The 24,854-nt window shown below is 61.9% G+C and carries 19 protein-coding genes; 5 read left to right on the top strand and 14 right to left on the bottom strand.

All coding sequences use genetic code 11. From position 1 onward, the window contains the following. Positions 1 to 7 precede the first annotated feature (7 nt). The 9 genes from ACMAUO_RS07770 to ACMAUO_RS07730 all read right to left on the bottom strand — a co-directional run bounded on the left by ACMAUO_RS07770 (position 8) and on the right by ACMAUO_RS07730 (position 10,390). Entirely contained in the window at positions 8 to 859 is an 852-nt protein-coding gene (locus ACMAUO_RS07770; protein ID WP_420356345.1) for an ABC transporter permease, read from the bottom strand. Beyond that, the gene (locus tag ACMAUO_RS07765) at positions 859 to 1,686 is read right to left on the bottom strand and encodes an ABC transporter permease (protein ID WP_420356344.1); all 828 of its coding nucleotides are present in this window, start codon (positions 1,684 to 1,686) and stop codon (positions 859 to 861) included. Before ACMAUO_RS07765 ends, ACMAUO_RS07770 begins: the two co-directional genes overlap by 1 nt. Beyond that, complete coding sequence (locus ACMAUO_RS07760; protein WP_420356343.1) at positions 1,683 to 2,900, bottom strand: ABC transporter substrate-binding protein; 1,218 nt, start codon at positions 2,898 to 2,900, stop codon at positions 1,683 to 1,685. Before ACMAUO_RS07760 ends, ACMAUO_RS07765 begins: the two co-directional genes overlap by 4 nt. 47 nt (positions 2,901 to 2,947) lie before the next feature. Beyond that, entirely contained in the window at positions 2,948 to 3,331 is a 384-nt protein-coding gene (locus ACMAUO_RS07755; protein WP_420356342.1) for a c-type cytochrome, read from the bottom strand. 14 nt (positions 3,332 to 3,345) lie between these two features. Continuing rightward, positions 3,346 to 5,118: a GMC family oxidoreductase gene (locus ACMAUO_RS07750; protein ID WP_420356341.1), complete on the bottom strand. Its 1,773-nt coding sequence runs from the start codon at positions 5,116 to 5,118 to the stop codon at positions 3,346 to 3,348. A 21-nt stretch (positions 5,119 to 5,139) separates the two neighbouring features. Further along, complete coding sequence (locus ACMAUO_RS07745; RefSeq protein WP_420356340.1) at positions 5,140 to 5,862, bottom strand: gluconate 2-dehydrogenase subunit 3 family protein; 723 nt, start codon at positions 5,860 to 5,862, stop codon at positions 5,140 to 5,142. 85 nt (positions 5,863 to 5,947) lie between these two features. Continuing rightward, a complete protein-coding gene (locus ACMAUO_RS07740) occupies positions 5,948 to 6,784 on the bottom strand; it encodes a class II aldolase/adducin family protein (RefSeq protein WP_420356339.1) in 837 nt (278 codons plus the stop codon). After that, positions 6,781 to 8,103: an LLM class flavin-dependent oxidoreductase gene (locus ACMAUO_RS07735; protein WP_420356338.1), complete on the bottom strand. Its 1,323-nt coding sequence runs from the start codon at positions 8,101 to 8,103 to the stop codon at positions 6,781 to 6,783. The genes ACMAUO_RS07740 and ACMAUO_RS07735 overlap by 4 nt, the downstream gene beginning before the upstream one ends. Positions 8,104 to 8,125: 22 nt before the next feature. After that, positions 8,126 to 10,390 (bottom strand): TonB-dependent receptor, encoded by a 2,265-nt coding sequence (locus ACMAUO_RS07730; protein ID WP_420356337.1) that lies wholly within the window; start codon positions 10,388 to 10,390, stop codon positions 8,126 to 8,128. 523 nt (positions 10,391 to 10,913) lie between these two features. Between ACMAUO_RS07730 and ACMAUO_RS07725 the strand changes: the two genes are divergently transcribed. Continuing rightward, positions 10,914 to 11,675 carry an IclR family transcriptional regulator gene (locus ACMAUO_RS07725; protein ID WP_420356336.1) on the top strand — a complete coding sequence of 254 codons (762 nt, stop codon included), beginning with the start codon at positions 10,914 to 10,916 and terminating at the stop codon, positions 11,673 to 11,675. 218 nt (positions 11,676 to 11,893) lie between these two features. Next, positions 11,894 to 12,280, top strand: a complete 387-nt coding sequence (gene hpxZ, locus ACMAUO_RS07720) for an oxalurate catabolism protein HpxZ (protein ID WP_420356335.1) — start codon at positions 11,894 to 11,896, stop codon at positions 12,278 to 12,280. A gap of 145 nt (positions 12,281 to 12,425) precedes the next feature. Here hpxZ and ACMAUO_RS07715 read toward each other — a convergent pair whose 3' ends face one another. From ACMAUO_RS07715 to ACMAUO_RS07695, 5 genes are all read right to left on the bottom strand, one after another. Continuing rightward, complete coding sequence (locus ACMAUO_RS07715; protein WP_420356334.1) at positions 12,426 to 14,072, bottom strand: dynamin family protein; 1,647 nt, start codon at positions 14,070 to 14,072, stop codon at positions 12,426 to 12,428. Then, positions 14,059 to 15,966, bottom strand: a complete 1,908-nt coding sequence (locus ACMAUO_RS07710) for a dynamin family protein (protein ID WP_420356333.1) — start codon at positions 15,964 to 15,966, stop codon at positions 14,059 to 14,061. The genes ACMAUO_RS07715 and ACMAUO_RS07710 overlap by 14 nt, the downstream gene beginning before the upstream one ends. Positions 15,967 to 16,287: 321 nt before the next feature. Continuing rightward, positions 16,288 to 17,712 (bottom strand): siroheme synthase CysG, encoded by a 1,425-nt coding sequence (gene cysG / locus ACMAUO_RS07705; RefSeq protein WP_420356332.1) that lies wholly within the window; start codon positions 17,710 to 17,712, stop codon positions 16,288 to 16,290. Between the two features lie 388 nt (positions 17,713 to 18,100). Continuing rightward, on the bottom strand, positions 18,101 to 18,817 hold the full coding sequence (locus ACMAUO_RS07700; protein ID WP_420356331.1) for a GntR family transcriptional regulator: 717 nt from the start codon (positions 18,815 to 18,817) through the stop codon (positions 18,101 to 18,103). Between the two features lie 656 nt (positions 18,818 to 19,473). Beyond that, a complete protein-coding gene (locus tag ACMAUO_RS07695; protein ID WP_420356330.1) occupies positions 19,474 to 20,775 on the bottom strand; it encodes an NAD(P)/FAD-dependent oxidoreductase in 1,302 nt (433 codons plus the stop codon). A 224-nt stretch (positions 20,776 to 20,999) separates the two neighbouring features. On the opposite strand from ACMAUO_RS07695, the gene ACMAUO_RS07690 reads away from it, so the two are divergent. The 3 genes from ACMAUO_RS07690 (at position 21,000) to ACMAUO_RS07680 (ending at position 24,833) form a co-directional block, all read left to right on the top strand. Further along, positions 21,000 to 21,941 carry a 2-hydroxyacid dehydrogenase gene (locus ACMAUO_RS07690; RefSeq protein ID WP_420356329.1) on the top strand — a complete coding sequence of 314 codons (942 nt, stop codon included), beginning with the start codon at positions 21,000 to 21,002 and terminating at the stop codon, positions 21,939 to 21,941. A 2-nt stretch (positions 21,942 to 21,943) separates the two neighbouring features. Beyond that, positions 21,944 to 22,078, top strand: coding sequence for a hypothetical protein (locus tag ACMAUO_RS07685; protein WP_420356328.1), 135 nt, complete (start codon positions 21,944 to 21,946; stop codon positions 22,076 to 22,078). A 376-nt stretch (positions 22,079 to 22,454) separates the two neighbouring features. Continuing rightward, positions 22,455 to 24,833: a TonB-dependent receptor plug domain-containing protein gene (locus ACMAUO_RS07680; protein WP_420356327.1), complete on the top strand. Its 2,379-nt coding sequence runs from the start codon at positions 22,455 to 22,457 to the stop codon at positions 24,831 to 24,833. Positions 24,834 to 24,854: the final 21 nt, after the last annotated feature.

The raw sequence follows: 24,854 nt of genomic DNA, 5'->3' as shown, positions 1-24,854 counted from the left end.
ATGGCCGTCATGATGCTGTGGGGCCTGCCGGGTGCCGCGCGGGCGGGCGGGCGGACAGGCATCGTTGCAGGGCGGTGCCGGCGAGCGGCAGGAGGAAGCCGATGCCGCCGGCCAGCAGGACGCCGGCCAGGACCTCGTCCATGCGGAAATTCTCGCGCCCGTCGAGCAGCAGGCGCCCGACCCCGTCGGTGGAGGCGAGCATGTATTCGGCGCCCAGCGTCACCATCCATGACAGGATCAGCCCCAGCGACAGGCCGGAGAGAATGGCGGGGGCGGCCGCCGGCAGGATCACGCGCATGACCGTCTGCCAGCGTGTCAGGACCAGGACGCGCGCGAGGTCGGTATAGGTGTCGGGCACGCGCTCGACCCCTTCCATGGTCGCGAACAGCACGGGAAACCACGCGGCAAGGGCGATGGTGACCAGCCGTGCGCTTTCGCCGACGCCGAACCAGACGGAGACGAGCGGAATCCATGCGAACATCGAGACGTGGCGGAAGGCCAGCGTGGTCGGCAGAAGGGCCTGCCGCAGGAGGGGAAACAGACCCAGCGTGAGGCCGGCGATGACGGCCGGGGCGGCCCCGAGCGCGAAGCCCGCCAGGTCGCGCCCGATACTGCTGGCGACCGCCCGCCACAGGCCGCCCTGGCGTTGCAGGTCGTACAGATAGCGCGCGACATCGGTGGGGGAGGCCCCGAGCCGGGGGTCGATCGCGCCCGAGGCGGCCGCGGCCCACCATCCGCCGAGCAGCAGGAGCGGCAGGACGAGGCTGCGCAGCCTGCGGGCGGCCATGGGCGGAGGGAAGCGGCGGGCGCGGCCGGCGGTGCGGGCGCGCGGGATGGCGCGGGTGGCGGCGTGCGGCATCAGGCCCTCCTGTCCCTGGCGGCCCGGCCGGCCGGGTTCTGCCAGAACAGGACACGGTCCTCGACGCGCTGGAGGATGGCGTCCAGCAGGAAGCCGAAGGCGCCGATCAGGAAGATCGTCACGAACATCACATCGACCCGGTACAGGCCGCGTGCGTTGGTCATCAGGAAACCCAGCCCCGCCGTCGACGCCAGGAGTTCGACCGTGACCAGCGCCATCCAGGCCTTGGTCAGGCCGAAGCGGATGCTGCTCCACATCAGCGGGAAGGCGGCCGGGAGGATGATCCGCCGGAGCATCTGCCTGCGTGTCAGCTTCAGCACCGCGCCGAGTTCGCGGTATTCCGGCGCGACGTCGCGGACGCCGGCATAGGTGCCGAAGATGATGGGAAAGGCGGCCGCCTGCGCGACCAGGACGACGTTCAGCGTCGTGCCGATACCGATGACCAGCAGCCAGATCGGCAGCCAGCCCAGCACCGGAATGTAGGACATGGCCTGCAGGCCCGGCAGCAGAGTGTCGCGGACCCTTGGCGACAGCCCGATGGCCAGGCCGGTCGCGGCGCCGGATGCGGCGCCCAGCGCGAAGCCCGCGACCAGCAGCCAGACCGTGACTGCCACGTTCGCCAGGAGGGTGCCGTCGGCGGCCATGGTGGCGAAGGCGCGCAGGACGGCGCCGGGGCCGGGAATGACCTGGAGCGGCAGCAGATGCCAGCGCGTCAGGACCAGCCAGCCGAAGAGCAGGGCGAGCGGAGGCAGGAGGGCCAGCGCCCTGCCGGCCAGTCGGTCGAGGGGGGGCGGCGAGAGAGAGGATGGCGCGGCGGGGCGGGTCATTGTCCGCCTTCTGCAACAGCGGGGATGAAGGGGCGGTCGGCCACGCCCTGCGCGTCGAAGCGGGGCCAGTAGGTCGTGAGGCCTTCATCGTTCAGGGCGCGGTCGAGGAAGCGTCGGTCCATCCAGGCTTCGATATCGACCGGCCCGTCCATCAGGCCCGCGCCGATCGCGAGGTCCTGCGTATGGTGGTATTGCGACAGGACGAAGGGGTCGATCAGCGGGCTGGTGCGGCCGATCAGGTCGCCCGGGCCCAGATCCTCGGCCACGTCGCGGGCCGCGTTGCGGCTGCCATAGACCCATGACTCCATCAGGGCCGGGCGGTTCTGCGGCAGGGAGGCCCACCGGGCGGCGCGCACCATGGCCCGGACGACCGCCAGCGTGGTCTGCGGATAGTGCGCGACGAAGGCGCGGCGGGCGAAAAGGCCCGTCTGGGCGGTTTCCACGGGTGTGGTGCGGGTGTTGTAGACGATGCGGCCCAGGCCGCTGTCGCGGACGGGCAGGGCAAGCTGGCTGCCGTCGAAGATGCCGTCGATCGCGTGGCTGGCCAGCATGGAGGCGGCGGTTGCCGGGTCCATGTTGACGGGGATGAAATCGCGTTCGCTCATGCCGTGGTCGGCCAGGATGCGCAGGACCTGGATGTTGATGTAGCGCCCGCGCGAATAGGCGATGCGCTTGTTGCGGATGTCGGCCAGGGTGCGGATCGGTGAATCCGGAGGGACGACCAGATAGGCGTTTTCGAGCCGGCTGTTGGGCATCAGCAGGCTGGTATCGCTGCCGGCGCGGCGGGACAGGAGGGCGATCAGTTCGCCCTGGCCGCCGAAATCGAGATTGCCGTTGGTCAGGGCCTCGCCGACCATCGCCGGCGTGGCGAAGCCGCTATAGTCCAGCCGGACGCCGGCGGCCCCGGCCGGGGTGTCGCGCAGGGTGCTTTCGAGAAAGCCCTGGCTGCGGGCGATTTCGAGCAATCCCCACATCCGCTGGTTCTCGTGAGAGCGCCCCGGCCCGCCGAAGCGGATGACGGCGGGCGGGGCGGCTTCGACCTCCTGCTCCAGCGGGCGGCGGGCGGCGGCGGGCCGGATGGGCCGGTCGGGCATGATGGCCAGGGCCGCGTCGGCCGCCGCCAGCGCGCCCGCGGCCGACAGGGCCAGCAGCGACCGCCGGTGCAGCACCGGCCGGGCGGGAGGAGACGCTGACGAGGGGAAAGACCGATGCATGTCTGCCTGTCGCCCTGGCGGGACGGCGATTTCGCAAGGAGATCGCGTCATTGTCCACCGCCTATGAGGTATTCGACTATTTCCCTTCTCTCCTGCTCGGAGCTTACGCCGGAAAACGGCATTTTATTTCCGGGAACAAGGGACTGGGGATCGGTTAAGAAATCGGTGAGCGTTTTCCGATTCCACGTTATTCCGCTGTGACGCATCGCGCTGGAAAAACGATAGCCTGCCAAGGATCCTGCCTGCCGGCCATCGAGATGTCGTAGATCCGGCCCTGGCTTGTCTGTATCTCCATGGAGGTCGTGGCAGGCCGTGCAGGAGGCGAAGGCCGGTTTTTCCATGTTCCTTTCGGCCGATATGGCGCCGGTGACGGGGGCTGCCGTCAATATGATTGCGACCGTGATTCTGCCGAGCCGGACAAGATGCGCCATTTCATGTATCCTTATCAGAGCGGCAAGAGCGAAGCGGGCTGACGCAGATATTGGTGGCGAATTGCATCGGCGGTGAAAAAGGCCATCGCCCCGAGGGTCGCGGTTGGATTGGTCGCGGCGTTATGCGGCAGCGTGGAGCCGCCAACGATAAAGAGATTTGGGACGTCCCAGCATTGGCCGAATTTGTTGACGACGCCGGTCGTGCGGTCTTCACCCATGATGGTGCCGCCGGTGTTGTGCGTTCCCTGATAGGGACTGATTGCATATGGTCCGGACAGTCCTTTAGCGGGAATGACGTGGTCCGGCTTCAGGGCCGCGGCGATATCATTTATCTTCCTTGCTGAAAAATTGATCGATTTCCGATCGTTTTCTGAAAAATCGAACGTAAGTCGCAGCATCCTGTTGCCATATGGATCGAGGTGGAGCGGATCAAGATCGAGATAATTGCGCCGACTGGGCATCACGCTGCCCATGCTCTGGATGGTCATGTTTCGCTGATAGTAATGCGCGACGTGATTTTTCCAGAGCGTTCCCCATCTTGGTGTTCCGGGTGGAACGGGATGACGGCCGATCGGGCGCCCGTTTGTATTGCCGGACATGAAGAGCACCCCGCCGACAAAGCCCTCGGTCGATCGATCGAAGTCCCAGTTGCCGTTGAAATCATCAATGGCACTATAATTCCCGCCGGCACCGATGAAAGGATTGAAGGACCTGTCTTCGAAGAACAGCGTCGATGCCGCGCCCGTATTGTAAGCGTAATTCTTTCCGACCAGGCCGGCTCCGGTTCGTGGATCATACGGTGCGCCGATATCGGATGTCAGCAGAAGATGGGTATTACCCAGGGCATAGGCTCCGAGCACGATCAGGGCCGCTGGCTGGAATACGGATTCTCCGGTCAGAAGATCGAGATATTCGACACCTGTCGCGCGTCGGCCGCCATCGGTGGTTCGGAGACGGAGCGCGCGCGCATGGGTGCGCAATTCGAAATTTTCAAAACGCCTGGCAGCCGGAATGACGGTATGATGGGGGCTGCCTTTTGCGTTGGTCTCACAACCGAATCTCTCGCAAAATCCACAATATTGGCATTGACCAAATGGAATTCCATCTGGATTGACGTAAGGGCGGGAGGCGTTGGCGACCGGGACAGGAAACGGTGCGTAACCCGCCTCTTGTGCCGCTTTCGCGAACAGGGCCGATGCAAGAACCGGTTCCAGGGGGGGTAATGGATATCCATGCCGGCGGGGTTCCTCATAGGGATTGCCACCCGGAATTTTCTGGTTGCCCAACCGTCCTTCCTGCCCGGAAACTGCTGAAATACGCTCGAAACGCTCATAATGGGGCTCAAGGTCGGCGTAGCTGATGCCCCAATCCTGGATGGTCATGTCATCCGGTATGAAACGGCGCCCGTATCTTTCAATATAACGAGAGCGGATTTTGAACTCGTTGTCGCTCCAGCGCCAGCTCAGGCCGTTCCAATGGACGCCTGAGCCACCGACGCCTTCTCCGGGCAGAAATGACCCCAGGCGCCGCATCGGACGGGCGATCTGGTCGTCGGAATTGCGGAAACTGAGCGTATCGCGCCTTACATTCTGCATGAGCCCCATTCGCACGCCATACGTCAGCTCGTCGCGAATGTGCGGTAACGAAAAATCCTGTTCGGTCGTGCGTTCGGCGCCGCGCTCCAGGCCTACGATCCGCAAGCCCGTTTCTGCCAACTCTCGCGCCACGATGCCACCGGTCCATCCCATGCCGACAATCAGTATGTCGACCTCTGGTAACGTCCTCATATCGCACTCCATCCTGTATTTTCAGCTGATATCGGAAATTGAAAAATAATCTCTTATCGGAAGAGGCTTATCGAGATAGTCGACGACATGCCGGGTGTGTGTCGCGACGACGCCGGGAAAGCCAACCAATTTCCAGCCGGCCTTGTCATGATTGCCACCATGGACGGGATCGCTGAAAAGCCCTTCAATGACTAACTGGTATAGAAGTGACGAGAAATTTTCCAACAGTTCCTCCGGTGCCAATTGAGGAACTATTGAGAAGAGGTCGTTCAGGGTACTCTCTTTTTCTTGAAAATCCATCCGTTCGAATGTTTTTTTATGGTGTAGAAAAATATATTTTGAGAAAATTTCGTGACCGCTCCGGAACAGTTCGGCTGGAGTCAGTGGGAGCTGGTATCCCTGGCTGGGTGTGCCTCGCCCCCATGGACCGCCAAGATAGAGCCCCTCGCCAGATCCCCAGGCACCGCCCAAGGCTCTGTCGATATAGGCCGGAATGCCGATATCGGTCCCGGACGGAGAGAGCGTATCGGCCGGCACCATATGATCGGCTACCGCTTCCACGAAATCCGCTTCGGCGGGACGGAGAAATGAATAGCTCCGAGCCGCGTTCACGTTTCCGGCTGCCAATGTGCGAGATGTAGCTGGAATCTCTTTTGAGGACGACGTGGCGGGGAGGATATCGGTGGCGAGCGCTGTCGGTGTGACGAGCGCGACCTTGAGAAAATTCCGTCGGTCTCGAATCATGGCTGATCATATCCTTTCCGTGATGGGCTCCCGGAGCGGAAGAGATCGGCGGTGCTGCCGGCGATGTGGGGGACTGGCGATGCATTCATTGCAGAAGGTCCGGCTGTTCCCGTACGATCGCCTGGTATGTCGGCTGGAAGTTCAGCCAGCCGCGATAGGCGTCGAAATGTGCGCTGATCCGTTCGACCGCCTCTTCCGGGATCGTGAGCGCGCCGCCGATCTGTTCGGCGATCAGTTGTTCGGCACAGACTTTTTCGAGCGACAGGAACAGGTAGACCGTTTCGTCCACCGTGCTGCCGGTGGTCAGGATGCCGTGATTCTGCATGATGACGGCGCGGTTGCCGGCCGCGGCGGCGCCCAGGGATTCGCGCTCGCCGTGCAGATGGGTGTCGTAGACGACGTGGCGGCCGTGGAAGACGGCGGCCTCGGTCGAGATGGGGCGCAGGGGGCGCCCGAAGACCGACCATGCCTTGCCGGCCGCCGAATGGGTGTGCGCGACCGACTGGATGTCGGGGTTCGCCCGGTAGACCGCGGAATGCTGCGGGACCCCGCCGATATGCGGGAAGCCGCCGCCATGCACCACCTGCCCGTCCAGCGTGATGCACATCAGGTCGCGCACGCGCACCAGCGCGAAGGACAGGCCGAATGGATTCATCCAGAACCGGTCGGGAAATTCGGGGTCGCGGAACGAGATGTGGCCCATGACGCCTTCCTCGTAGCCGAGTTTGGCGAAGACGCGGAACGATGCGGCCAGGCGGCGCAGGCTGTCCTGCCTCTGCGCTTCGGCGGAGGTAAAGACGGGCGGGTCGAGCAAGGCGGAGCCTTCGGCGGCCGGGTTGCCGGCCGCCTGCTGGCCGCGTTGGGCGAGCGAATGCCAGATACGGTCGGAATTGCCGTAATAGGTCTTGTCCTGCCCGGTCATGATGCGTTGCTCCGGTGGTGGGCGGGGGTGCGCAGGCCGAGATGCTCGCGCAGGGTCGTGCCCTCGTATTCGTGCCGGAACAGGTTGCGTTCGCGCAGCAGGGGCAGGACGTGCCGGTTGAAGTCGCGAGCCTGGGCGTGGGTGACGTAGAGGATGAAGCCGTCGACGGCGCGCTGTTCGAACGCCTGCTGCATGCGGTCGGCGATCGCCCGGGGCGTGCCGACGAAGCTGCCCTTGGGGCTGGCGGCGCGATAGGCGAGCTGGCGCAGGGTCAGTTTTTCCTCGCGCGCCAGGCGGATGTAATATTCCGCCGTGGATTTGAAACTGTTGGCCCCGATATCGCCGAGGTCGGGCAGTGGTTCGTCGAGCGGGAAACGGCTGAAATCGAAGAAGCTGAAATAGCGGCTGAGGAACTTGACGGCGTGGCCGACATCGACCCAGGCCAGTTCGCGTTCGTATTTCGCATCGGCTTCGGCCTGGGTGGCACCGACGATCGGGCTGATCGCGGGGAAGATCAGGATGTCCTCGGGCGCGCGACCGTAGGCGACGGCGCGGGATTTGACGTCAGCGTAGTAGGCCTGTCCGCTGGCGAGGTCGTCGGATTCGGTAAAGGTGGAGAAGACGGCTTCCGCATGGCGTGCGGCGAGGTCGCGCCCGGCCTCGGACGCGCCGGCCTGGAAGATGACGGGGTGGCCCTGGGGAGGACGCTCCAGATTGAGTGGACCTTCGACCTCGAAGAATTCGCCCTTGTGGTTCAGCCGGTGCATCTTCGCCCAGTCGACATACAGGTTGCGGGCCCGGTCGCGCACGAAGGCATCGTCTTCGAAACTGTCCCACAATCCCTTGACGACATCGATATATTCGCGGGCGATGCGATAGCGCAGGGCATGGTCGTGCAATCGGTCGCCGTTGAAATTGCGGGCGACGCCCTCGAGGGCCGCGGTGACGGCGTTCCAGCCGGCGCGGCCGTGGCTAATGTGATCGAGCGAGGCGAACTGCCGCGCCGTGGTGAAGGGAAAGCTGTAGGAGGTGCTGGCCGTGCCGACCAGCCCCAGGCGTGACGTGCGGGCGGCGACCGCCGACAGCGCGGTGAGCGGTTCCAGCCGGCTGACATAGGGCCAGGTCGAATCTTCGGTAATGTAGCTGGAATCGGCAATGAACCCGAAATCGTATTTGCCTTCCTCGGCGATTTCGGCGGATTCGATATAGCTTTCGATCCGGATGCTGGCATCGGGCCGGATGTCGGCGTCGCGCCAGTGGCCGCCGCCGCCATGAAGCCTCAGGCCGAGGCGGATGCGATCAAGACGTTCTTCCGTCATGGACGATCTCCTGATTGGATGATTAGAAACTGTAGTTGGCACCGACAATAATCATGCGGGGAGGATTGTAGACAGTCGCGGCCAGGCCCGATACGCCGAGCATGTTGGGCAGTCCGCCCACGGCATAGGTGCTGTTGATGAGGTTATCAGCACGGACATAACCGCCCCAATGTGAGCCGGGAGCGGTATAATAGGCGCCGATGTCGAGGTGGACCTGTTTGGGAATGCGGACCGTGTTCGCTATGTCGCCATAACTTCTCGATGTATAACGGACGTTTGCCATCAGTGAGATCGCGCCGATTTTTGGATCGAGAGGCAGTGTATAGGTGACGTTTCCCCCCACGTTCCACCGGGAGGTGTAGGGAAGGGCATTGCCAGTATAATTCACATTTCCGACGGCGGTTTTCTTGTTGAAGTTTGTAAAGTCGGCCTGCAATAAAGTCGCGTTCAGGCGGATCGTCAGATCGTTCGTGGGGTGCAGAACGGTTTCTGCTTCTCCGCCGTAAGTTCGCGCGCTTTCCGCATTGATCGCGACAGCACCATTCACGATCTGCCCGTTATAGTAGGCATTGCGCAAAGTTGTCTGGTAATTTGAAAAGTCATTATAAAATCCATCGATGTTTACGATGTACTTTCTGTCTGGCGAAGTGTATTTGAAGCCGGCTTCGTAGGTTGTAACCCACTCTGGCATGACGGGTATCGTTGCCACGGCGGCATTGGCGGCGACAGGATTGAACCCTCCTGATTTTTCACCGCGTGTTATGCTTAGATATCCGTATATCTTTTTATTGAATGTATAGTCCAGCCCGCCTTTTGGCGTGAACCCGTTGGTATGCTGGTGCAGCCCTGTTAGATTATACAAGGTCGAAAGTCGCGTGTAGCTGTTACCGTAACGATATCCGGTATTGCGGTAGTTATCCCATTCGGTGAAATATCTCAGGCCGAGGGTGAGACCGAGCTTGCTGGTGATCTGATAGTGGCCCTGGCCATAAAAGCCGACGCTGTCCACGGTCGTGTGGCTGGATATGCCAGCATAGACATTATTTGTGACGCTGGGACGATAGACGTCATAGATCTCGTGGTAATCGATGACGCCCGACGTAAATGAGAGTCGATTGTAGTGGCCCTGAATCTGGGCTTCCTGCGAAAACTGGTTCTGCTTCATGTTCAGAAGCCATTGGTATGTATTCGTGGCAACGCCATCGACCGTCCATGGATCGGGGGAATTGTTGAAATGACGAAAACCCGTAATGGCACGAAAGGTAAGGTGCGTATTGATTTTCTGTGTTGCCGTGAAGGACGTCAGAAGCGCGTTATTACGGTAGCGTGGATCGACATTGTCATAAGTCACACGGGGATTGCTGCCTGGAACGCCCACGGGCGAGGGTTCGGAATTGTCTGAACGGTCTCCCAGGTAATAGACCGAAAGCAGGAAATCCGGTCCATGATCACGTAATGGCGTAAAATGAATTTTGACGCGCCCCTGGTCGCTAAGTGTCCGATTGACGTTTTCCTTCAGGGTTCTGTTATACGTGTAACCATTGTTTTCATTGTGTGCGTAGGCAAGGCTGGCCGAGAGAACGTCCTTGATGATCGGTCCGGAAATGTAAGCGTCACCGTTCAACTGGCCGTATGTTCCTCCGGCGATTCCCAGATAACCTGTGGTCTTGTTCCCAGGCGTCCGACTGATGATCTTGACCGCGCCGGCACTGGTATTTTGGCCGTACAGCGTTCCCTGCGGTCCACGCAGGATTTCTATTCGCTCGACATCCGGCAGGCCGAAGACCCCGCCATTGATGGTGCGTGACTGGTAGACGTCATCGACATATACGCCTACGGCCGAACTATATGTGGGTACGGTCGTTCCGAGGCCCCGGATGAAAATGTAGGGTACGTTGTTTCCAAACGGGGCCGGAATCTGCAAGCCCGCTGTCGAACTGCTCAAACTGGTGAGTGTTCGCAGATCGCGCTTGCGGAGTTCGGACGATGTGACGACACCGACAGCGACAGGTGTTTTCTGAGGGTCCGTCCGTTGACGAGTAGCGGTGACATAGATGGTTTCTTCCTGCTTGGGAGGCTGACGCCTCGCTACAGCCGCTCTGGTATCGACCGGGAGGTAAGAGGATTTTCTTTTGATATCACCTGATTTATCTGCGGCGAGTCCCGGGTTTTCGGCATAGGCCAGGCTGACGAGGCATGCGATGGCGGATAGGCGGGTGGTTCTGCCCCACCGCACGGGCCGGTCGCTTCGGAATGGCAGGGCGCGTGGACGGACATCATGCTTCATGTTGTTAAAATTCCTCAGTGTCTCACGAGAAATGACTTTCGACGGCGTCTTCGCCGGACTGTCGGTTTCATCGGGCTGATGGTATTTGGGGCGAGCGGAGCGACCGCGTCGTGACGGGTAGGAAGATGCGAATCAGGTGGGCGGTCGACGGTAGCTGTTTCGTCAACAGGACCGTGCTTCGTCGTGCGCTGCGCGGCGGTCGGCGCAGAACGGGCGACATGGGCTGGCCGGCATGGCGAGGGGCTTGCTCGCCGAGGGACGGGCAGCGACTGAAAGACGTGCAGACATCGGAATGCCGAACCTTTTCCTGACTGGCATGACCTATTGATTTTCCTGACGAATTTCGAAGTTTTGGCTCGAAACAACAAAAAAAATCGTAGAAAAATCTAGTCGGTCGTTTATCTCTTTTATGAGCGTATAATATCTTTATGATCAATGACAACGTATATTGATATGTGGATGAAAGAATATCACTATGTGGAAAGTGGAACCTATGCGCTCAAACCCGTGCTCCAAGACCAGATTGGTAAAAGACCAGAAAAATCCAGGAACACAGGCGATCGGGCGTGCCTTTCAGATCTTGCGCATCGTTGCAGGGCAGGGAGGGCAGGGGGTGCGTTTGACGGACCTGACGGCTGAAATCGATCTGGCGCCGGCCACGATCCATCGCATTCTCCAGGCCTTGCGGCGGGAGGGGGTGCTGGACCAGAATCCGATGACGCGCCGTTATCAGATCGGAAAGAGCTACCTCGCGATGATGGAACTGTTCTCACGGAACAGTTTTCAGGAGCGTGCGCGGCAGGCCATGCAGGACATCGTCGCCGCCCTGAAATGCAGCGCGTATCTATCGGTCAATGCGGGGGGGCAGATGGTATGTATCGACCGTGTCATCAGCAGCGCGGCGATTCTGGTCATTCCCTACGATGTCGGGGAGAGGCGCAGCCTTGGGATCGGTGCGGCCGGTATTGCCCTGCTTGCTGCGGAAGCGGAGCAATACAGAGAAATCATCCTCAAGAAAAATGAGGGCGCCTATGCCAGGTATGGCCTGAAGGTGACGGTCATAAGGGAGATGGTGGAAGAGTGTATACGGAACGGGTACAGTTATAATCCGGGCCACTTCATTCCGGGTATTGCAGGTATCGGCGTTGCATTTGTGGAGCCTGCCATGCAGCGGACGGCCGTCATCAATGTCGCGGTGTTGAGCCACCAGGTTGCGGATGCGGAAAGCAGGAACAGGATCGCGGATATCCTGCGGCAGCAAGTCGCGCTGAATGTCATGACGTGACGTGACGGGAGGGATGCGGGAGGCTTGTCTTCCGTCGGATATGATGGCCGAAGCCGGCGTTCTTGGAAGTTATGGCGCGGATTGTTTATTATATTTTTCGCGTGGCCTGCAATACGGTGCGCCTGTAGAACGTGCTGGAAACTGGAAAGCGATGCTTTCTGCATGATTACCCCTGGGCGGCCTGCCGCAGTCTCGTCGTTTTATGAAGGTATTGCACCATGCTCCTGATCGACGACCCCGCCATCGTGGACGAAGTGACTGCGATGTCCGACCGGTACGAAGCGGCGCTGATGGCCAATGACCTGGATGTTCTGGATGCGCTGTTTCGCAATGCGCCGGAGACGATCCGTTATGGCGTGGGTGAGGTGTTGTACGGTTTTGCCGAGATCGCGGCCTTTCGCCTGGGGCGTGTCGGCGGGTCGCCGCAGCGGCGGGTGCTGCGCCGGGTGGTGACGACCTTCGGGAGTGATCTGGCGACCGTCAATCTGGAATTCCAGCGCGAGGGGGCGGCGCGCATCGGGCGGCAGAGCCAGACATGGATCCGCACCGATGAGGGGTGGAAGATTACCTGCGCGCACGTCTCGCTGATGGCGGATGTGTCCTGACGGTTCAGCCGGGCCGAACTGTGGTGGCCTACGTCGAAAAGATCATCCAGACCGGTGATGAAAAGGATGCCGTATTACTTCGCCTGGTACTGCATAAGCGGCATCGGGGCCAGATATGAGGACGTGACCCGCCCCCAACTTGCCCTCAGTCCAGATATCCTGCCAGGGCCTGCTGTGTGCCCATCAGAAGCTTGCGGTCGTGCTGCAACTCTGCATTCTCCGCCTGGAGTTCCTTCTGTCTTTCGGCGACGTTCTTCTCCAGATGGGCGAAGACTTCCTTCACATGCTCTGTCACCCAGCCTGAGGCATCCTGCTTGAAATCGGCCAGGTATGTGGAAGCAGCGTCGTCAATAGCCTTCGCGATCCTCTCCATGGCCCTGCGCTCATTCATCTCCTGCTTGATGGCCATGCCAACACTCACCAGGCCCGTAGCGATGCTGAGTGCCGGACCTAGCGCCTTGCTGATCTTGGAGGCCGTAGCCCCCAGTTTAACGACGCCCTTCCCATGGAATAAAGGCTTCAGGAACTTCCCCATATCCGTTTTGGATAGGTCCTTGCCATACATCAGAACGCTTTTGACGACAGAGGTAACCTCCTCTGCCGGAAGAGAGCTGATATTGGAACCCAGTGCTTCCCCAAATTTCGAGACGTGTTTTCCAATGCCGGGGCCCGAAGCTCCATTCTGATGGCCGATATTTATCGTGTTGCCGCCGAGGCGACCCTTGGCCGCAAAACGGGCGACCTTCTCCACATCCTGGTCCAGATTTTTGAATTCAGCTTCCAGCTCGGCGCTCAGGAACTCGATCAGAGCATCCTGCATGCGCAGGGTGATGTTCTCGAGGCCCTCGTCTGACTGGTCTGGATTCTCTGCCTTGGAGCGACAGAAGGAAATCACCCTGGGCCGGGAGTTCTCGACGATGTTCTCGAGTCGTGAGCGGGTCTTGAGAAGGGTCTGTTCCTTGCTCTTGCGAACCGCCTGCGCCAGTTCCTCGACACTACGGCTTTCGTCGTCGCCAGCCTTTATCTCGAGGGCGATTGACGTCTTGTCCACCAGTTCCAGGACATCCCGGGCTGCAGAATGGCACACATCAGAAAAGTTACACTTCCCGAAGAAGGCGAACAGTTTCTGCTCCAGTTCTTCCAGGCCGCTGCTCCGGATGAGCAAGGATTTGTTCTGCATTCGACCCTTTAGCGCGGTCCGGGCGTTGACGACACAGACATCGACCTTGTCGAGGATGTCCTTGATATCAGCCTTTTGTGCGGCTTCCTGCATATGGGCACGCGCGTTGTTGATGACTGTCAGGTATTCCTCGCCACCACGGTCGAGCGCCATCTTGTCATTGATGACGACCATGACCCGGCGGCCGCGTGAGACAATGTCCGTGAGAGCATTCCACGTTGCGCTCTCGGCTGCGACCCCGCCGACAGCAACCACGAAGAGAACCACATCGCTCCTGTTGAGGGATTCCTCGGTGACTTTCTCATGCTCAATGGGCGCATCAATGCCCGGCGTATCCAGCAGCGTGTAGCCGAGCCAGTCGTAGCCCTTAATTTCGGCGGTTTCCGGGCGGTCAGCCATGGAGGCTTCCTCGGAGCCAATCAGGGCATTGAGCAGCGTGCTCTTTCCGGCATTGTAGACGCCATAGACCATGATGCGTGGCCGGTCCGTCTTGGACTTCTCTTCAAGTGCAGACGCCATTTCGGCGCTGGCTCCAGCACCCAGCCACCGGTCAATTACCGGCCTGACATTCCCGAAGGTATCCAGGATGGGGGTAAATTCAGGAATTGCCATGGCCAAAGTCCTTTTTCAGGCTCTCCAGATTGCTGGAGACGATGTTCTTCAGATGACTGACTTCAGCCTGCATCAACTTCAGAGAAGATAGGGTGTCAGTTTTAAGCCAGATCTTCAGGTCAGTTCTCATCTGGGAGAAGGCCTCATCCAGCCAGATACCTATCTGGCGCTTACAGTTGGCCACAACGACTGAAGTATTGTCACCTGTCTTCACCTGAGTTTCGGTGGTGCCGTCAAAAATGCTGCCGGTCATCCCACCGGCAAACGAGCCCGCAGCACTTCCCGCCGCTGCCCCTAATGGGCCTCCGACCAAGCCCGCGAATCCACCAACAACCGAACCTACTGCATCCCCGATATTGCTACCGAGTTTGCTCTCCCGCTTTGTGGTGACAAAAGTGTCCTTGAAGTCCGGAATACCCGAGGAGAGGGTAAACTGGAAATTTGGCCTCCTGCCATGCCAGCATCCTATTTCATGGTAGAGGTCAGTCGCCACTTCCTGCAGGCTGTCCTTGAAGCCCGTCTTCAGGCGCTGGCGTAAGAGGCTGCTTGTCTTGTGCTTGGCGGCGATGATGGCAAGGTTTGATGCAAATTCCATGAAGACAGGACTTGCCTTGGCTTGGGCTTCCCTGCAGCGCTTGCCCAGCATCGTCAGCGCCGAGTCAATCTCCTTGGCAAACGCTGCATCAGGAGCTTCATAGGAAGCCAAACTGTCCAGCGTTTCTTCTAGGCAAGTCTTGATGTCCCTAAGCGCGGTCCGCTCACGCACGCTTTCTCCCTGTGCATGGAAGGTGGTCGCCAGGTTCGAAAAGAACCCCTGCATCCCACTTTCCACCCACCGCTCCTCTTCCGTTCCCTCGCCTTCACAGGCGTAGCGGGCAGACAGGGATACGACGGAGAAATCGTACCGGCCAGCTTCCTCCGGATCCAGTGCGCTCTCTATGAATGCCCTCATCCTGGTGCATTGTTCCTGCCGAACGGCATCGGATTTCATGACCAGGACCTTGATGTATTCACCTTTGGGGCTTTCGTCCTCCTCAACGCTGTCGCTGGCTGTAATGACCACCATGAGCGGCTTCCCCCGGCGAAGGAAGGATACAATCTTGGCCCGGTCGGATTCACGCTCAGGGCTGCTGGAGTTCAGGGTAAAGATAATGAGGTCTGAAGCGTCGATATACTGATAGGTTAGATCACCATTGGCGGCGTTGACGGAATCAACGCCCGGTGTGTCCACCCATGTAAACCCGGGTAGTGAAAAGCCCTGAATGGAGGACGTGGTCTCGGCAATACCGATGCCGAAGTGCCTCTGCCTCTCCATGATTTCAGATGTCATCTTCTCGTTGAGGCCGCTACAGGTCTCGTAGAAGAAGTTGGGTTGCGGTGAGGCGTCGGCAACGATGTTAGACGTCGGGGTGGATACGCCATAGGCGACATAATTGCCTAGCGACGATTTGCCAGCTTTCACCTTCCCGAAGACACAGACCATCCGGCCCCTGCCGCGCCTGAGAGCGAAGTCATCGCGTTGCCTGTATGCTTTGACGGACTGGGTCCATTTGCCTCTTATGGCCTCAATGGCTTGCATCCATTCCTGTCTGGCCGAGAACAGTGGATGGAAGACATCATCAGCAGCCTTCTCTCTGGCATCTCCACCATCGGCTTCTTCGTTTAGCCTCTCACTGATGGCCTTTGCCTTGCGGGATTCTTCGATTTGTCGAACGAGGTTCTGGCCTTCTGCGGCAAGAGTCGCAAAGGCTCTGTTTAGCTCAGCTTCAACCTGAGAAAGGGCGCGGTGATAGCGTCTGGCCCCATGCTTTCTGCCCTCCTTATCCAACTCGGCAACGTAAGAAAAAAAAGCGCTGCGGTCACTTAACCTGAGGTCGCCGGTCACAAGGGTCATAGTCTCTACACGTGGAATAGTTGCTTGCGTTCTATACTAGTTTGCAACACTTCATACAAGGTAGAGTGTGTCAGGACTGGCGCCTCAAGAGAGATGCCGCCGTCTGCTGGGAAATCCAGATTGCGGCTGTTGCCACCCAGACGGCGTGCCGCGGATACTGTCGCGTCGTCAGCGGACGTCAAGTGTTCGAGATCCGGACGCTTACCTTTCAGCCATGAAACCGATTGAGATGAGCCACCAACAGCATTCCGATGTGGGATTTTTGCTCTTCTGTTCCGTCTGAAATATTAATGTTGTTTTGTTGAAATAATTATGAGATAATTAAAGTATATTTTCTTTTTCTTTATAAAAAGAAGAAGATATGACGCGGTGGTGGACGACTTCGCCGACCAGGATCAGGGCCGGGCTGCCGACGTTGTTGGTGCGGGCCAGGGAGGGGAGGGTTTGTAGCGTGCCGGTGAGGACGCGCTGGTCGGGGCGGGTGCCGCGTTCGATGATCGCGGCGGGCCAGTCGGGGGGCAGGCCGTGGTGGATGAGCATGGCGCAGAGGTCGGGGAGGGCGCTGACGCCCATGTAGATGGCGATGGTCTGGCCGCTGCCGGCCATGCGCTCCCACGGTAGGTCCAGCGTGCCGTCCTTGCGGGCGTGGCCGGTGACGAACAGGCAGGATTGCGCGCAGTCGCGGTGGGTGAGGGGAATGCCGGCATAGGCGGCGCAGCCGCTGGCCGCCGTGATGCCGGGGACCACCTGGAAGGGGATGCCGGCTGCGACCAGCGCCTCGATTTCCTCGCCGCCCCGGCCGAAGATGAACGGGTCGCCGCCCTTGAGGCGCAGCACGCGTTCGCCGGCGCGGGCGCGGCGGATCAGTTCGGCATTGATCTGCTCCTGCGGCATGGTGTGGCGGTCGCGCTGCTTGCCGACGAAGACCCGCGTGGCGTCGCGCCGCACGCGGTCCAGCAGGTCGGGCGGCAGGAGCTGGTCGTAGAGCACGGAATCGGCGTTCTGCATCAGGTGCAAGGCGCGCAGGGTCAGCAGGTCCGGGTCGCCGGGGCCGGCGCCGACCAGCCAGACCTCGCCGGTGACGGGGGTGTCGTCCAGCAGGTGGTCCAGTATCTGGCGGGCGGCTTCGGTGTCGCCGCGCTGGGCGGCTTCGCCGCCCCGGCCGTCGAGGAAGGCTTCCCACACGCGGCGGCGGCGGTCGATGTCGGGGCAGCGTGTGACGACGTGGGCGCGGGCGTCGCGCAGGAAGCGGGCCAGATTGTCCAGCCCGGCGGGCATGGCGGCCTCGATGCGCTCGCGCAGGCGGCGGGCGAGGACCGGGGCGGCGCCGCCGGTGGAAATCGCGATCCGTACCGGGCCGCGATGGATCTGGGCGGGGGTGATGAAGCTGGAGGGTGTGGGGTCGTCGACCGCGCAGACCGGGATGTTCAGTGCGTCGGCGCGGGCGGCGACGGCGCGGTTGACGGTGCGGTCATCGGTCGCGGCATAGACCAGCCGGCAGCCGGGGAGCAGGGCGTCGAGCTGGTCCGCGTGGGCTTCGGCGGGAATGTGGTGGATGTCGCCCGCGTCGCGCAGGCTGGCCAGCGCGTCGTCCAGCGTGGGGGCAAGCACCTCGATGCGGGCGGCGTGGGCCAGCAGCAGGCGGATCTTGTTGAGCGCGATGCCGCCGCCGCCGACGACCAGCACCCTGGCGTCGCGCAGGCGCAGGGCGATGGGGAACCAGCCCGGTTCGTCGGGTGCGCTCATGGCGTGTGTCCGGTGGCGGGACGGGCGGGAGCCGGCGCGGCCGGGATCGGCGGCGGGCGGAGTGCCGGCGTCATAATGCCCGTGCCGCCATGCCCGGTGGTGCCCTGCCGCATCGTGTTGCCCCGTCGTGCCCGTGTCCTGCGTGTTCGTCCGGGGACTGGTGCCTTCAATCCCCGATGATGGCAAGGTCGGGACCCGGCGGGCCGGCGACAAGGGGCGTGGCCGAGGCCTGTCTGGAAACGCCCGCTGGCGAGCGGGAGCGGCCCGCCAGGGGCGCGCATGTTTCCGGGCAGGGGGGGAGCGAGTGGAGCGGCCTTGATGGTCGCCTGCCGCGAAGGGCTGGAAATGCGCGTCGGATCGTCGCCGGCGTGCATGTCCTGGCGGGCTTTCAGGCGCGGGTTTTCTTCGGGCGTTTTGCGCGGCGGCCCACGGAGCGTTCGCTGATGTCGATGGCCGCGCGCAGGTGGCTGATCATTTCGGCTTTCGCGACGTCTTCCTTCCTGCGGAGCAGGGCGTCGACGATGCGGCGGTGTTCGGCGATCGTGCCGTCGACCGAGTAGGTCTGGAGCGAGACCAGGTTGCCGACCTTGGAAAACCAGATCTGGTCGTAGCTGACTTCGAGCTGGTGCGCCAGGAGCCGGTTTTCCGCGCCGTTGGCGATGGCGACGTGGAACAGGGCGTCGAGGCGTTCGTAATCGTAATAGCGGCGCTGGTCGGCGACCCGCTGCTGCTGCTCCACGATGTCGTGGATCTGTCGCAGGGTCTCGTCGCTCGCCCGGCGGCAGCACAGGACGATCGTGCTGGCCTCGATGGCCTCGCGGAACTCGTAGAGTTCGCGGATGCGTTCCAGCGGCGGCTGGGCGACCGTGTAGAAGCGGCCCTTGCGGCCGATCAGATTGTCCTGGTGCAGCCTTTGCAGCGCCTCGCGGACCGGTGTGCGGCTGACGCCGTAGCGGGCGGCGATCTCGTTTTCCTGCAGGACCGTGCCGCCGGGCGTGCGGTCGTTGATCAGGTCCTGCCGGAGAATGAGATAGAGTTCCTCGCCCGTATAATGGCGCGCCAGGCCGCTCTCCGCCGGCTCTTCGGGCCGTTCGGCTTTTGTCATGCGTTGCGTCTCCCCGTCCGTCACGCTTTCGGCTTTGCCACAGACGCGCGGTGGGAACAATAAAGCGCCCGCCGGTGGGGCCATGCAGTTTCAGAGGCTGTTTGAAAAGTCGGCCTGCCGCGCATTTCCAGATAGTCGCCCGGTCGCCGTTGAGAGCCTGAGCGCAAATGTGGGCTGGTGAGCGAGAGCGCCGCATAGCGGCGCGCCCGGCGTGTGTTTTTGAGCATCGGAGCGGAGCGGGCTTGATGGCCGTGAACACCGAAGTGCCGGAAACGCGCGTCGGATTGCCACCAGCGCGCGTTTCCAGACAGGCGCCCGGTCGCCGTTGAGAGCCTGAGCGCAAATGTGGGCTGGTGAGCGAGAGCGCCGCATAGCGGCGCGCCCGGCGTGTGTTTTTGAGCATCGGAGCGGAGCGGGCTTGATGCCCGTGAGCACCGAAGTGCCGGAAACGCGCGCTGGATCGCCGTCAGCGCGCATTAGGCAGTCGCTTGGTCGCCGTTGAGAGCCTGAGCGCGAATGTGGGCTGGTGAGCGAGAGCGCCGCATAGCGGCGCGCCCGGCGTGTGTTTCTGAGCATCGGAGCGGAGCGGCCTTGATGGCCGTGAGCACCGAAGCGCAGGAAACGCGCGTCGGATCGCCGCCAGCGCGCATTTGCGCTCAGGCTCCGGGGTGGAAGCGGTCTAGCCGGAAGGGCGCGGCGGCGTCGGCCGAGGCCGTGCCGGTGACGATGTCTGCCATCAGGCGGCCGGAGGCCGGGCCGATGCCGAAGCCGTGCGCCGAGAAGCCGGTGGCCACGAACAGGCCGGGATAGCGCGCCACCGAGGAGAGCACCGGCAGGGCGTCGGGCAGGACGTCGATGGTGCCGGCCCAGGTGCCCGCGATCCGCGCGGAGCGGAAGATGGGGGCGTCTTCCTTGAGATGGTCGAAGGTTTCCTTCAGCGTGTCGATATCCGGGGCCGGGTCGCAGGTGCGGAAATCCTCGAACGGGTTGGGCCGGCCGGGGCCGAATTGGCGCTCCTGCCGCAGGGCGCGGAAGAAATCGAGCCCCATGCGGACGCGCAGGAGCTGCCGCTGCCTGAGATAGTTCGGCAGGTACTGGCGCATGAAGCGCAGGGAGTCCGGCGTGACGTGGGTGAGGGACGAATTGCGGCGGGCGACCGTGTAGCCGCCGTCGGCGCGGCGGCGCAGGCAGTAGCGGGTGGAGGCCACGTTGACCTCGGGGCCGCCTTCGACGGGCGTGGTGCGCAGGACCGAGGCCGTGACGCGCAGTTGCGGCAGGACGATGCCCAGCGTGGCGCACAGCCAGCGGGACCAGATGCCGGCCGCGATCACGATCCTGTCCGCCGCCACGAAGCCGGTTTCGGTCTGCACGCCGGCCGCCCTGCCGCCGCTGATGTCGATGCGCTTGACGGCGTTGCCGGTGACGATCGCGACGCCGGCGTCGCGGGCCTTGCGTTCGAGAAAACGCATGGCCTGGTCTGGCTCGATGCCCGCGTCGCCGGGGGCGAATACGGCGCCGGCCCAGGGGCGCCGGAATTGCGGCAGCAGGCGCGCGACTTCGTCGGACTGGGCGATTCTTGCATCGAGCCCGCGACCGGCGGCGTGGTCCAGCCACGCGCGCAGGCCGGACCATTCCGCGCCGTCGGCGGCCAGGGACAGCAGGCCGCAGGGGCGGAAGCCGAAATCGCCTTCCTGCGCCCATTGCCGCCAGAGGGGGCGGCTGTCGAGGGCCAGGGAGAGTTCCGCCATGTCCTGGCTGATGGTGCGCATCCAGCCCCAGTTGCGGCTGGATTGCTCGTACGCGACCGCGCCCTTGTCGAAGACCACGACCGACAGGCCCTGCTCGCGCAGGAAAAGGGCGGTGGCCAGGCCGATGATGCCCGCGCCGGCGATGGCGACATCGTAATGCTGGCCTGGATTCTGGCCGGGACTCTGGCCCGGATTCTGGGGCGATGTCATGTCATGTGGGACCGATTGCCGTTGCCCGATCTGTTTAGACCGCATTCTGGTATACTGAAAAGAGGGTTGGTGCGGGTTTTGCGAATCCGGGATGGAATCTGCCTGGAGATATTTCCCAGAGATATAAAGAAATGGGACGATTCAAGGATTCGTTTCCGGAATGGACTCGACGCGGATTTTCGTTTCAGTATACCGTATGGCAACGGACGACGCGGGAGCCTCTCATGACATGTCTTGCCATCAGGTCTGGTGGGGCTTCGGTGCTGCCGGACTGGCGGGCGGCGTTTGCCCGCCTGATGCCGGAACTGGAGGTGATGGGGTGGGCCGAGGCCCGTGCCGCGCCCGAGCGGATCGATTTCGTGCTGGCATGGGAGCCCGAAGGGGCCGTGCTGCAACGCATGACCGGGCTGAAGGCGATTATCAGCAGCGGGGCGGGGGTGGACCATATTACCCGTGACCCGGACTGGCCCCGGCAGGTGCCGCTTTATCGCATGGGCGATGCGGAACTGGGCCCGCAGATGGCGGAATACGTGCTGTGGGCCAGCCTGTGCTGCCTGCGGCGTGCATGGACGTGGCGGAATGCCCAGGCGAACCATGAATGGCTGCGGTTTTCCGGCAACCGGCTGGCCGGGGACGTGACGGTCGGCGTCATGGGGCTGGGCAATCTGGGGCGCGAGGTGGCGACCCGGCTGGTGGGCGCCGGGTTCGGGGTCGCGGGCTGGGCGCGGTCGCGGCATGACGTGCCCGGCGTGGCCTGTCATGCGGGGGCGGAGGGGTTTGCGCCCTTTCTGGCGGGGCTCGATATTCTCGTCTGCCTGTTGCCCTCGACCCCGGAGACGCGGGGGATTCTGGGGGCCGGTACATTTGCGGCCCTGCCGCGCGGGGCCTGTGTGATCAATGTGGGGCGGGGCAGCCATCTGGTCGAGGCGGATCTGATCGCGGCGCTCGATGCGGGGCAGCTCGACGGGGCGGTGCTGGATGTGTTTGCGCCGGAGCCGCTGGCGCCGGAGAATCCGTTGTGGGCGCATGGGAAGATCATCATCACGCCGCATGCCGCCGCCGAGGCGTCGCGGCCCGCCAAGGCCGCGCATGCCGTGCAGGTGATCCGCGCCGTGCTGCGGGGCGAGGAAGCGCCGCTGCGCTATCGGCCGGAGCGGGGATACTGACCTTGCGCCCTTCCGCCGCCATGGCGGCGGAAGGGGCGGGTTTCGTTCCGGCGGGCGGGTTGCCGGGCTGGGCTGCCTTCGGTGTGCGGACGGGCATGGCGGGCGCGGTGTGTCTGAAGGTGATCTCGCTTTCCTGACGGTTTTTACACGAAGATTCCGAGGCGTGTCCTGGGGGATGTTTCGTTGCGGGAATCGTCTTTTCCGCGCGGCGTTTGCTGCGGCCCGTGGTTGGGCGGGTATTCCGGCATACTGAATCCGGGTTGCGGAATGGGTCGATTTCGGCAGAATTTCAGGGAGGTGGGTAATTTTATGCCCGATAAAATGAGATTTCTGATCATTTCGTTTAAAAAATAGATGGACAGCATGGGGTGTGCTTCCTAATCTGGGCATACTGAAAAGCGGAACGGATGCTGGTGGGTGGGAGTATTCCCGTTGTCCGGCATACAGAATTCGTCAGTCCCCTATCCATGGCAGGTCGTTTGTGCGCCGCCTCCCTGTATCGGAGATACGTTTATGCCTCGCCTAAGACATTACGTGCTCGGAACTACGATTCTTCTCGGCGTGAACCAGTTTTATCCGGCGGGGGGTGCACGGGCCCAGTCGGCGCATGCCGCCGACCTGCCGGCCGGCGACGAGCAGGTGATCGTGACCGGCACGCGCGACCCGCACCAGACGGCGCGGAGCAGCGTCAGCCCCATCCAGGTGGTGACCGCCAAGCAGCTTGCCGCCACCGGCCAGAGCGATATCCGCGATGCGCTGATCCAGCTTGCGCCGTCCATGACCCGCTCGGACATGAATATCGGCAATTCGAACATGACCGACGCGATCAGCCTGCGCGGGCTGACGCCCAACCAGACGCTGATCCTGGTCAACGGCAAGCGGCGGCACACGACGGCGGTGCTGTCGACCTTCCAGGGGCCGCAGCAGGGGACGAGCCCGGTCGATATCGACCTGATCCCGGTCTCCGCCGTCGATCACGTCGAGATTCTCCAGGATGGCGCGGCCGCGCAATATGGGTCGGATGCCATTGCGGGCGTCGTCAACATCATCCTCAAGCACGATACCAGGGGGATTCAGGCGCAGGCCATCAATGGCGGGTATTATGCGGGGGATGGCTTTACCTCGGGTGAATCCATCAACTGGGGAACGTCGCTGGCCGATCGGGGGTTCTTCGACCTCAACGCCGAATTCAAATATATGGACCATACGTCGCGCGACGGGGTGGATAACCGCACGGGCGTGAAGGACAATTTCGTGCTGGGCAATCCGCGCCAGATGCGCGAGACCATCGGCTACAACATGGGCTATCACATCACGCCCGGGATCGAGCTGTATTCGTTCTCGACCTTCGGGCATCGTGATGGCGAGAGCATGCAGTATTTCCGGCCGTCGACCATCATGCCGTCGATGTACCCGTACGGGTTCAGCCCGCAGATCACGCTGGGCGAGAACGACTATAGCGTGACGGTGGGTTTTCGTGGCACGAAGTTCGACTGGGACTGGGACGTGAGCACGACCTATGGCGGGGATTCGGCGACGATCGGGATGCTGAATACCGAAAATCCGTCGCTGATCGCCACCTACGGCTCCTCGCCCGCCCGCTTCAACAAGATGATGACGCTGAGCAATACCCAGTGGACGACGGATGCGGGGCTGCGCCATGCCTTTCACGTGCCGTTGCTGGCCGCGCCGCTGAATTTCGCGATCGGCGCGCAGTACCGCTATGACAGCTACCATATCGGCGCCGGCGAATATGGCGCCTGGTATGGCGCGGGACCGGCGGCCGACCATGGGTTGAGCCCGCAGAATGCCTCGGACAGCAATCGGGACGTGACGGCAGGCTATATCGACCTGTCGACGCAGCTTCTGCCGAAATGGCAGATCGACCTGGCGGGGCGGTTCGAGCATTATACCGATGCGGGCGACACCAAGACCGGGAAAGTGTCCTCACGCTATGATTTCAATAAATATTTCAGCCTGCGCGGCACCATCAGCAACGGGTTCCGCGCGCCGACCCTGGCGGAAGAGAACTGGTCGAGCCTGGCGGTGTCGCCGACCGGCGCCAGCGGGTTCCTGCCCGTGAACTCGCTGGCCGCGCGCCAGCTCGGGTCACGGCCGCTCAAGCCCGAGCGGTCGACCAGCTTCAGCGCCGGCTTCGTGCTGAACCCGGTGCGCAACCTGCATATCACGTTCGATGCCTATCAGATTACGCTGAAGGATCGGATCATGGTCGGCGGCGTCTATAGTGGACAGCAGGCGATCGATGCGCTGACGGCCGGTGGCTTTGGCCTGCCTCCGGATCTGATCGCTTCGGCCGTGAAGGCGCAATATTTCGCGAACGTCGCCAATACCCGGACACGGGGCATGGATATTACGGCCACCTATCGCACCGATGTGGGGCGGTATGGGGTGATCGACTGGGACCTGGCGGCGAATTTCAACCAGACCGATATTCTCAAGATCAACAAGGACGGTACCGGCAAGGACCTGATCAATGCCCAGACCCAGGGGTATATCACCTCCTATACGCCACGGAACAAGCTGATCTTCGGCGGCAACTGGCATATGGGGAAATGGGATTTCACCGCCCATGAGATCCGCTATGGGCGGGCGACCTCGCAGCTTGAATATTATGTCGGCCCGCTGGCCTATTCGAACACGCAGTTCATGCGCTTCGTCGACCGGCCGCGTTTCCAGACCAACCTGATGATCGGCTACCAGATCAACCCGCAATGGCGCGTGGCGCTGGGCGCGAACAATGTCGGGAACGCAAAGCAGAGGAAAATACCGAAAGATTTCCGCTATATCGGGACGGCGATGTATGATTATGATATCCAGCAGATCGGCTTCAACGGCGGATACTACTATTTCCAGGTGAACCTGAAACTTTAAGAGGCTGGGGTTCTGAGGATA

The sequence above is a fragment of the Gluconacetobacter brunescens genome, from assembly GCF_048695475.1.
GTDB lineage: Bacteria > Pseudomonadota > Alphaproteobacteria > Acetobacterales > Acetobacteraceae > Gluconacetobacter.
Note: the sequence above shows the minus strand (reverse complement) of the source record. Positions and strands in the feature narration are given on the sequence as shown.